Annotated in this window: 7 protein-coding genes and 3 pseudogenes; all 10 read left to right on the plus strand. The window is 43.7% G+C overall.

The annotated features are described in order from the left end of the window. Nucleotides 1-121: 121 nt before the first annotated feature. On the plus strand, nt 122-1,027 hold the full coding sequence (xerD, locus tag AACQ81_RS03930) for a site-specific tyrosine recombinase XerD (protein WP_237386396.1): 906 nt from the start codon (nt 122-124) through the stop codon (nt 1,025-1,027). Between the two features lie 33 nt (nt 1,028-1,060). Next, the gene (gene dsbC, locus AACQ81_RS03935; RefSeq protein WP_237386390.1) at nt 1,061-1,762 is read left to right on the plus strand and encodes a bifunctional protein-disulfide isomerase/oxidoreductase DsbC; all 702 of its coding nucleotides are present in this window, start codon (nt 1,061-1,063) and stop codon (nt 1,760-1,762) included. A gap of 50 nt (nt 1,763-1,812) precedes the next feature. Continuing rightward, nucleotides 1,813-3,552 carry a single-stranded-DNA-specific exonuclease RecJ gene (gene recJ, locus AACQ81_RS03940; RefSeq protein ID WP_237386391.1) on the plus strand — a complete coding sequence of 580 codons (1,740 nt, stop codon included), beginning with the start codon at nt 1,813-1,815 and terminating at the stop codon, nt 3,550-3,552. Nucleotides 3,553-3,671: 119 nt separating this feature from the next. After that, nucleotides 3,672-4,770, plus strand: a protein-coding gene (gene prfB, locus AACQ81_RS03945; RefSeq protein WP_237386392.1) for a peptide chain release factor 2 whose coding sequence is annotated in 2 segments (ribosomal slippage) — nt 3,672-3,746 and nt 3,748-4,770 — 1,098 coding nt in all. Because the reading frame shifts where the segments join, the coding sequence is not laid out codon by codon here. Between the two features lie 9 nt (nt 4,771-4,779). After that, a complete protein-coding gene (lysS, locus tag AACQ81_RS03950) occupies nt 4,780-6,294 on the plus strand; it encodes a lysine--tRNA ligase (RefSeq protein WP_237386393.1) in 1,515 nt (504 codons plus the stop codon). Nucleotides 6,295-7,218: 924 nt separating this feature from the next. Continuing rightward, nucleotides 7,219-7,479, plus strand: a pseudogene (locus AACQ81_RS03955) (IS110 family transposase); the annotation flags it as partial. Between the two features lie 216 nt (nt 7,480-7,695). Next, nucleotides 7,696-7,884, plus strand: a complete 189-nt coding sequence (locus AACQ81_RS03960) for a hypothetical protein (protein ID WP_237386394.1) — start codon at nt 7,696-7,698, stop codon at nt 7,882-7,884. A 51-nt stretch (nt 7,885-7,935) separates the two neighbouring features. Next, a pseudogene (locus AACQ81_RS03965) lies at nt 7,936-8,091 on the plus strand (transposase family protein); the annotation flags it as partial. Nucleotides 8,092-8,152: 61 nt separating this feature from the next. Continuing rightward, complete coding sequence (locus AACQ81_RS03970) at nt 8,153-8,398, plus strand: hypothetical protein (RefSeq protein WP_237386395.1); 246 nt, start codon at nt 8,153-8,155, stop codon at nt 8,396-8,398. 32 nt (nt 8,399-8,430) lie between these two features. Further along, nucleotides 8,431-8,541: pseudogene (locus AACQ81_RS03975) on the plus strand (IS630 family transposase); the annotation flags it as partial. Nucleotides 8,542-8,663: the final 122 nt, after the last annotated feature.

Below are 8,663 nucleotides of genomic sequence, written 5' to 3' on the forward strand. Positions count from 1 at the left end.
TAATAGCCGATCGGAAGGCGCAGACAGAAAAGGAGGGGTTGTGCCACAAAAACACCATATATCAGAAAATGATCTATCAGAAAATTCCCTGTCAGAAAACCACATATTGGAAAATCATTCATTGGAACAGCACCCATTGGCAAATCCCCTGATAGAACAATTTCTGGATACCATTTGGCTGGAAAAAGATCTGGCTGAAAATACCTTAGCTTCTTATCGGCTCGATTTACAAGCCTTGAATAACTGGTTGGTGAATTATGGTCATGATGTGTTTTCTGTTCAGTCTATAGAACTACAAGCATTTTTGGCTGAACGGGTAGATGGCGGCTATAAAGCAAGTAGTTCAGCGCGATTGTTGAGTGCAATGCGGCGGTTGTTCCAGTATCTTTATCGGGAAAAGATACGGGAAGATGATCCAACTGCGTTATTATCTGCGCCTAAATTGCCTAAACGACTCCCCAAAGACTTAAGCGAAAAACAAGTTGAGGATTTGCTCAACACCCCTTTGACTGACCAACCGATTGAACTGCGGGATAAAGCGATGTTTGAAGTGCTTTATGCTTGTGGATTGCGAGTCTCAGAGCTGGTTGGCCTGACATTATCAGATGTGAACTTGCGTCAGGGTGTTGTCAGGGTAATAGGTAAGGGAAATAAGGAAAGATTAGTACCTTTAGGAGAAGAGGCCGTTTACTGGCTGGAAAAATATCTGGAATATGGGCGCTCGTGGTTATTGAATGGCTCCGTATCCGATGTTTTTTTTCCCAGCAAACGGGGAACTCAGATGACACGCCAGACTTTCTGGCATCGGATAAAACACTATGCCATATTGGCAGGAATCGATGCTGAACGTTTATCACCTCATGTTCTGCGCCATGCTTTTGCGACACATTTACTTAATCATGGTGCTGACTTACGTGTTGTGCAAATGTTATTGGGTCATAGCGACCTTTCCACTACTCAGATTTATACTCATGTAGCGACTGAACGTCTTAAGATGCTGCATCAACAACATCATCCTCGCGGGTAACTGCGAAGAAAGATGGAAATAAAGGAACAACTAATGAATAAAATTGCATTTTGCCTTTCCTTACTATTGACTGCTTTTGCCACTAATGCTTTTGCTGATGAAAGCGCCATCAACAAATCACTGTCCAAAATGGGACTAAAAGCAGAAAGTATCACACCATCACAACTTTCTGACATCAGTACAATTTTAACTGAGCATGGCATTATTTATATGTCTAATGATGGTAAGTATCTGCTGCAAGGACCACTTTATGATATTAGTGGAAATACACCGAAAAATGTCAGTAATCAGATTTTGGTTAAAAAGCTGGATGCCCTGAAAAATCAAATGATCATTTACAAAGCACCGAAAGAAAAACATGTTGTGACTGTTTTTACTGATATTACCTGTGGTTATTGCCGAAAATTGCATGAAAATATGCAGGAATATAACGACATGGGGATCACTGTCCGTTATCTGGCGTATCCTCGTCATGGCTTACAACACCAATCAGCCAAAGACATGCAATCCATTTGGTGCAGTGCGACACCAAACAAGTCACTGAATGCTGTTTTCAAAGGTGAAAAGGTTTCTCCTATCAAAGAATGCAAAATTGATATAGCGAAACAATATCAGTTAGGCTTGCAATTTGGTGTTCAGGGCACACCTGCGATTGTTCTCAATGATGGCAGTGTAATCGGTGGTTATCTGCCGTCAAAAGATTTGTTGGCAATGCTGGAAAAACATGGTGAATAACCGATAATTCCTTTCATTTCAGTGCATAAAAGTAAGCAGAATAAAAACCAGTGAATAGAGAAACACAACTCCGTCGCCGATTGGTGGCGGATTCCGACCATCTTCCCAGCACTATTCATCCATTATTGCGCCGCTTATACGTCACGCGTGGTATATGTCAGGCTGATGAGTTAGAACGAGGTGCAAAGGGGTTACTCAATTACCAGTCCCTTAATGGCATTGAACAAGCTGTTTCATTGCTTATAACCGCATTGCATGAACATTGGCGCATTGTCATTGTCGGTGACTTTGATGCGGATGGCGCGACCAGTACCGCATTATGCATTCGTGCTTTGCGGACAATGGGATATCGTAATCTTGATTATCTTGTTCCGAATCGTTTTGATGACGGTTATGGGTTAAGCGTTCAGGTTGTCGATGAAGTCATCAAAAAAGGCACTGATCTGATTATCACCGTGGATAATGGAATCTCCTCCCATGATGGCGTGGCTGCGGCACATCAACACGACATCAAAGTCATTGTCACTGACCACCATTTACCAGGTGAAACATTGCCAGCCGCAGACGCTATCATCAATCCCAATTTAGTTGATTGCTCTTTTCCTTCCAAGGCGTTGGCGGGTGTTGGCGTTGCATTTTACTTGATGTCCGCGCTCAGGGCGGAATTGCGTAAATTGGCTTGGTTTGAACAACGAGGTCTTCCATTGCCCAATCTGGCGGAATTGCTGGATTTAGTCGCATTGGGTACCGTAGCTGATGTGGTTCCCCTTGATACCAATAATCGCATCTTTGTATATCAAGGATTAAACCGTATTCGGGCAGGGCGTTGCTGTGCGGGAATACGGGCGCTGCTCGAGGTTTCCAAACGGGAACCGACTAAATTGGTTGCCAGTGATTTAGGTTTTGCATTGGGACCACGGTTAAACGCTGCGGGGCGTCTGGATGATATGTCTGTCGGCGTGGCATTATTGTTGACAGACGATATGCTGCAAGCCCGTCAGATTGCCTGTGAGCTGGATGGTTTGAACCAAACTCGTCGGGAAATTGAACAGGGCATGCAGCAAGAAGCCTTGCAAATTTGCGATAAAATCGAGCGAACCCATACCCAATTACCATATGGCCTGGCGATTTACCATCCAGAATGGCACCAGGGCGTAGTGGGGATTTTAGCCTCGCGCATTAAAGAACGCTTCCACCGCCCAGTCATTGCCTTTGCTCCTGCTGGAGACGGGACATTAAAAGGCTCTGGTCGTTCCGTGAGTGGCTTGCATATGCGAGATGCGCTTGAGCGTCTTGATACTTTGCATCCGGGATTGATACTGAAATTTGGTGGCCATGCTATGGCGGCAGGGTTATCGATTGAAGAAGATAAATTTGACCTATTTCAGCGTTATTTTTCCGGGCTGGTGGCGGATTGGCTTGATATTGCACAACTTGAAGGTGTGGTCTGGAGCGACGGTGAATTGGCATTAGGGGAATTATCGCTAGAAATTGCTGAAATCCTGCGTGATGGAGGCCCTTGGGGGCAAGCATTTGCAGAACCGATTTTTGACGGCAAATTTAAACTCCTGCAACAACGCATCGTTGGAGAAAAACATCTCAAAGTGATGCTTGAGCCATTAAATGGTGGGCCAATGTTAGATGGTATCGCATTTAATATTGATGCTAATATCTGGCCGGATAATAGCATCAAAACAGTAGAATTGGCCTATAAATTGGATATTAACGAGTTTCGCGGTAATCGTGATGTCCAGCTTCTGATCCAGCACATTTGGCCTTTGGCTGTTTGATTGTGTAGCAAATCTCAGAAATGCTATAAACCCTTTGGCAGATCCGTTACAATACGCGGTTCGAAAAGATCTATGCGGCCATCATTTACTCATAATACACAACGTATAAGACACGAAATATGTTTGAAATTAATCCGGTAAAAAATCACATTCAGAACCTGTCTGAGCGGACAGCAGTTCTGAGGGGGTATCTTTGACTATGATGCCAAGAAAGAACGCTTAGAAGAAGTTAATGCTGAACTGGAACAGCCTGATGTCTGGAATGAGCCGGAACGGGCACAAGCATTGGGCAAAGAGCGTTCATCACTGGAAGGTATCGTAGAAACGATTGACCAGCTTGTTCAGGGATTGGAAGACGTGAATGGTCTGCTGGAACTGGCAGTTGAAGCGGATGACGAAGAAACTTTCAATGAAGCAGTTGATGAACTGGAGCAGCTAGAAGAAAAACTTGGTCAACTAGAATTCCGTCGTATGTTTTCTGGTGAATATGATAGCGCGAATTGTTATCTTGATCTTCAGGCAGGCTCTGGCGGTACAGAAGCACAGGACTGGGCCAGCATGTTGATGCGTATGTATCTGCGCTGGGCGGAATCCAAGGGCTTCAAGACTGAAATCATAGAAGAATCTGATGGTGATGTTGCTGGGCTGAAATCGTCAACCATCAAGATCATAGGTGAATATGCGTACGGTTGGTTGCGTACCGAAACGGGTGTTCATCGCTTAGTACGTAAAAGCCCGTTTGACTCAGGCGGTCGCCGTCATACATCGTTCAGTTCAGCTTTTATCTACCCTGAAGTGGATGATGATATTGATATCGAAATCAACCCCGCTGATTTACGTATTGATGTATACCGCGCCTCTGGTGCTGGTGGTCAGCACGTCAACAAAACCGAATCTGCGGTACGTATCACCCACGTACCGACTGGCATCGTAACTCAATGTCAGAATGACCGTTCTCAGCATAAAAACAAAGACCAGGCAATGAAGCAGTTGAAAGCAAAACTGTATGAACTGGAAATGCAGAAGAAAAATGCTGATAAACAAGCAATGGAAGAGAATAAATCGGATATTGGTTGGGGTAGCCAAATCCGCTCTTACGTTCTGGACGATTCCCGCATTAAAGACCTGCGTACTGGTGTTGAAACCCGCAATACGCAATCTGTGCTGGATGGTGATTTGGACAAATTCATTGAAGCAAGCTTAAAAGCTGGTCTATGAGGAACTAAAATGTCACAACAACAGCAGGGAGCAGAACAGGCTCCTGACTTAAATAACGAACTGAAAACTCGCCGTGAAAAACTGGCTACTTTGCGTAGCGACGGCATTGCCTTCCCAAATGATTTTCGTCGTGAAAATATTTCCGAAGATCTGCATACAAAATACGATGACAAGACCAAGGAAGAGTTGGAAGAGCTGGGCATTGAAGTAACCGTTGCGGGTCGTATGATGACTCGTCGTATCATGGGCAAAGCATCCTTTGCAACTTTGCAAGACGTGGGTGGTCGAATCCAGATCTACGTTTCCCGTGATGACCTGCCAGAAGGCCTTTACAACACTCAGTTCAAGAAATGGGATTTGGGTGATATTTTAGGTGCACGTGGAAAACTGTTCAAAACTCAAACGGGTGAACTTTCGATTCACTGTACTGAACTGCGTTTGCTGACTAAAGCACTGCGTCCACTGCCGGATAAATTCCACGGTCTGGCGGATCAAGAAACCCGCTATCGCCAGCGTTATCTGGACTTGATCTCGAATGATGAATCACGCAAGACATTTCAGATCCGTTCCCGTGTGATGTCTGCATTACGTAACTTCATGGCCAAAAAAGATTTCATGGAAGTTGAAACCCCAATGATGCAGGCGATCCCTGGTGGTGCAAGTGCACGTCCATTTATCACGCATCACAATGCGCTGGATATCGATATGTATCTGCGCATTGCACCGGAGCTGTATTTGAAACGTCTGGTAGTGGGTGGTTTTGAACGTGTTTTCGAAATTAACCGCAATTTCCGTAACGAAGGTGTTTCACCACGCCATAACCCAGAGTTCACCATGATGGAACTCTATATGGCTTACGCAGATTACCAAGATCTGATTATACTGACCGAAGATTTGTTCCGCACTTTAACTCAGGAAGTTCTGGGAACAACATTAGTGCAATACGGTGAACAAGAGTTTGATTTTGGTAAACCTTTCACCAAAATGACCATGAAAGAAGCAATCTGTAAATATCGCCCAGAAACCAATATGGCGGATCTGGATGATATGGATAAAGCAGTTGTTATCGCTGAATCTCTGGGTATTGAAGTTGAAAAAGGTTGGGGCTTGGGCCGTGTTCAGTGTGAGATCTTTGAAGAAACCGCAGAAAGCCATCTGATACAGCCGACATTCATAACAGAATATCCGGCAGAAGTTTCTCCTCTGGCACGCCGTAACGACGACAACCCATTCATTACTGATCGTTTTGAGTTCTTCATTGGGGGCCGTGAAATTGGTAACGGTTTCTCAGAGCTGAACGACGCAGAAGATCAGGCTGAACGTTTTGCGGAGCAAGTTCGTCAAAAAGACGAAGGCGACGACGAAGCAATGTTCTACGACGAAGATTACATTACTGCATTGGAACACGGCTTGCCACCAACAGCAGGCTTAGGTATTGGTATCGACCGTATGGTAATGCTGTTCACTAACAGCCACACTATCCGTGACGTTATCCTGTTCCCGGCAATGCGCCCGAATAAATAATCATTTTCTGATTAAAATTAACAAACGCCCTGTCTGGTTAAGCTGACAGGGCGTTTTTACATTCATAAGGTAAGCTTAAACAACAAGCTGAAATACAAACAAATGATAACGATATCTCACCCCACGGACGCCTATTGTCTAAATGGGGTGGAATATGTATATGCCAAACAAAGATCCAAGCAGCTTTGAACTGTATTAATAGCAGCTACTTTTACTGCTTTTTGCTTGGGGGGACATAGTCCGCTTCTGCCTTGCTGGGCTACAGTCAGGTCATAGATTTTTTTGTCAATTTTTAGCCAATAGTGAAAGTTTTCAGTGGTAGCTTATAAGGTGTCAGGTAGTAGATTCTGTCTTCGCCGCTGAGTTGTGTCTTAAAATTCATAAGTAACTAACCAGTTATTGCTTTTTATAATAAAAGTAACTATTGAAATAATTGTTATTTTATATTATTTATTTTTGAAGTTATTTTCCGTGACTGACAAAGGCATAAATGTTTATTTATCTAGTAACATAAATGTTAATATTCCTTTAAAATCAATGCATTGAGTTGGTTTTCTACTATTATGGAAAATAATGTTCGTAATAACAGAGGATGAAGAAGATGAAAAAATACATGCTTGGCGCATTATGTGCATCTTATTTTCTACTTGTTCCTGTTCAAGCAACTGCTCTTATTTGTGATCCTTTTCAAACGGATGCAGAGTGGTGGGCTTGTGTAGGCAAGTGCTCCGAAGACAATTGGTGGGCTCCAGCATGGATGTGTGCTTTGCTCTGAAAATTATCACAGGTAATTTAAATTATGTAGGCGACTTCGAGGATGTTCAAATCAACATGAGGCCGCCTCATTTGTTAATGCACTGCGTTATAAGGAGTTTTTCAAAACTCCACCAAATCATCATCGTAAAAATTTAGCCTTCATCTCGTACACTCATTGCGATGGAAGCTTGCCAGGGTGCACATTACTGGGGAAGAACTCTACAAACCATGGGCTATGAAATCAGACTTATCCCGACTCAGCATGTCAAGGCACTCTGTAAGAATCAGAAAAATGATGCCAATGATGCGTTGGCTATCTGTGAAACGGCCTGTCGTCCAGGGATCCACTTTGTTCCGGTCAAAACCATTGAACAACAGGATATCAAAGCACTACGCAGCGCCCGACAACTCATGGTGGAACAACGTACCTTATACCCTGGTAGCAACATACCTATGTAGTGATAAGGAAACAGGGTTCGGATAACATCATGGCGCGGGTGATTGAGCCCACAATGACGCCGGATATATGGTCGCAAACCGTATCAATTCAATGTTTGCACAACCGGGTGCGTCCATATAGGGTATATTAAATTCGGAGACCTTAAAAGCCTGTTAAGCTTATTACTATCACCATGAGGTATGACGATGAAACTAAAACTTATTAAACGCTACTATTCTGCTGAATTTAAGCTGGAAGCCGTTCCTCCATCAGCAGCGGATTGTCGAGTCACTCGTTCACTGGGGGTAAATACCGGCACTCTGGAACAAATAGATTCGCCAATACCCGGCCGAAATGCCAGGGCGCGAGCATACTTTTTAACACCTATTGAATGAAAAATAATAGCATGATCTAATTAGCCTTATTTCTCTTCTACTCGCTTGCATATGACCCTGATTAAACATTTATCCGTTGTTAAAGAAACACGCTCTGATATTAATCGTCAGTACGATCTGATTGATGTGATTCTCCTTGTTGTCAATGCCATTATGGCGGGTGCCGAAGGCTGGCAAGATATTGAGACTTATGGCCGGGCAAAAATTGTAGTAATGTGAACACGCTTTCTTGGCAGGTTTTATATGGTTTGAACGCGGGAGCTTAATTATGCCACAAGTTCAGCTGATAGGTATATATCCGGATGCACATATGTACATTACATCAACTTATCACAATGGTAGAACTATCAACGAGTTTACAGTTGCCTGTCATGGCCTGCTGCCAGCCCCAACCAGAGAAGACGGCACTTTCCACCCAGAAGGGCTTCTCATAGACGGCACTATCTGGCCTGCTGAAGCAGTGGCCGAATGTATTCAATCATGTACTATACCAATCGTAATTGAAGATGCTTGATTTTTAACTCGATCCAGAACATGATTTCGCCCATGAAAATTAATCTGACAAATGACCAAAAGAAAGCCCTCGAATTGATGCATGATACGACCCGTGACGGACGTGTGCGTGACCGCATCAAGGCTGTGCTTTTGGCCTCAGAAGCAACTGTCTTGAACACGATTTTTATGGCGTTATCTGATGATACGAATCATTCCATTCTTCATCTTTTCTAATCATCGCATTTAAGATGGTCAGCAGTTTGCGCATACAAGCCACAAGAGCC

Source organism: Xenorhabdus sp. Sc-CR9 (assembly GCF_963897815.1).
Classification (GTDB): Bacteria; Pseudomonadota; Gammaproteobacteria; order Enterobacterales; family Enterobacteriaceae; genus Xenorhabdus.

Bases quoted from the DNA above. Each gene is read 5' to 3' on its own strand.
- lysS (WP_237386393.1), top strand. From the start codon at position 4,780: ATGTCACAACAACAGCAGGGAGCAGAACAGGCTCCTGACTTAAATAAC.
- AACQ81_RS03970 (WP_237386395.1), top strand. From the start codon at position 8,153: ATGCCACAAGTTCAGCTGATAGGTATATATCCGGATGCACATATGTAC.
- AACQ81_RS03960 (WP_237386394.1), top strand. From the start codon at position 7,696: ATGAAACTAAAACTTATTAAACGCTACTATTCTGCTGAATTTAAGCTG.
- dsbC (WP_237386390.1), top strand. From the start codon at position 1,061: ATGAATAAAATTGCATTTTGCCTTTCCTTACTATTGACTGCTTTTGCC.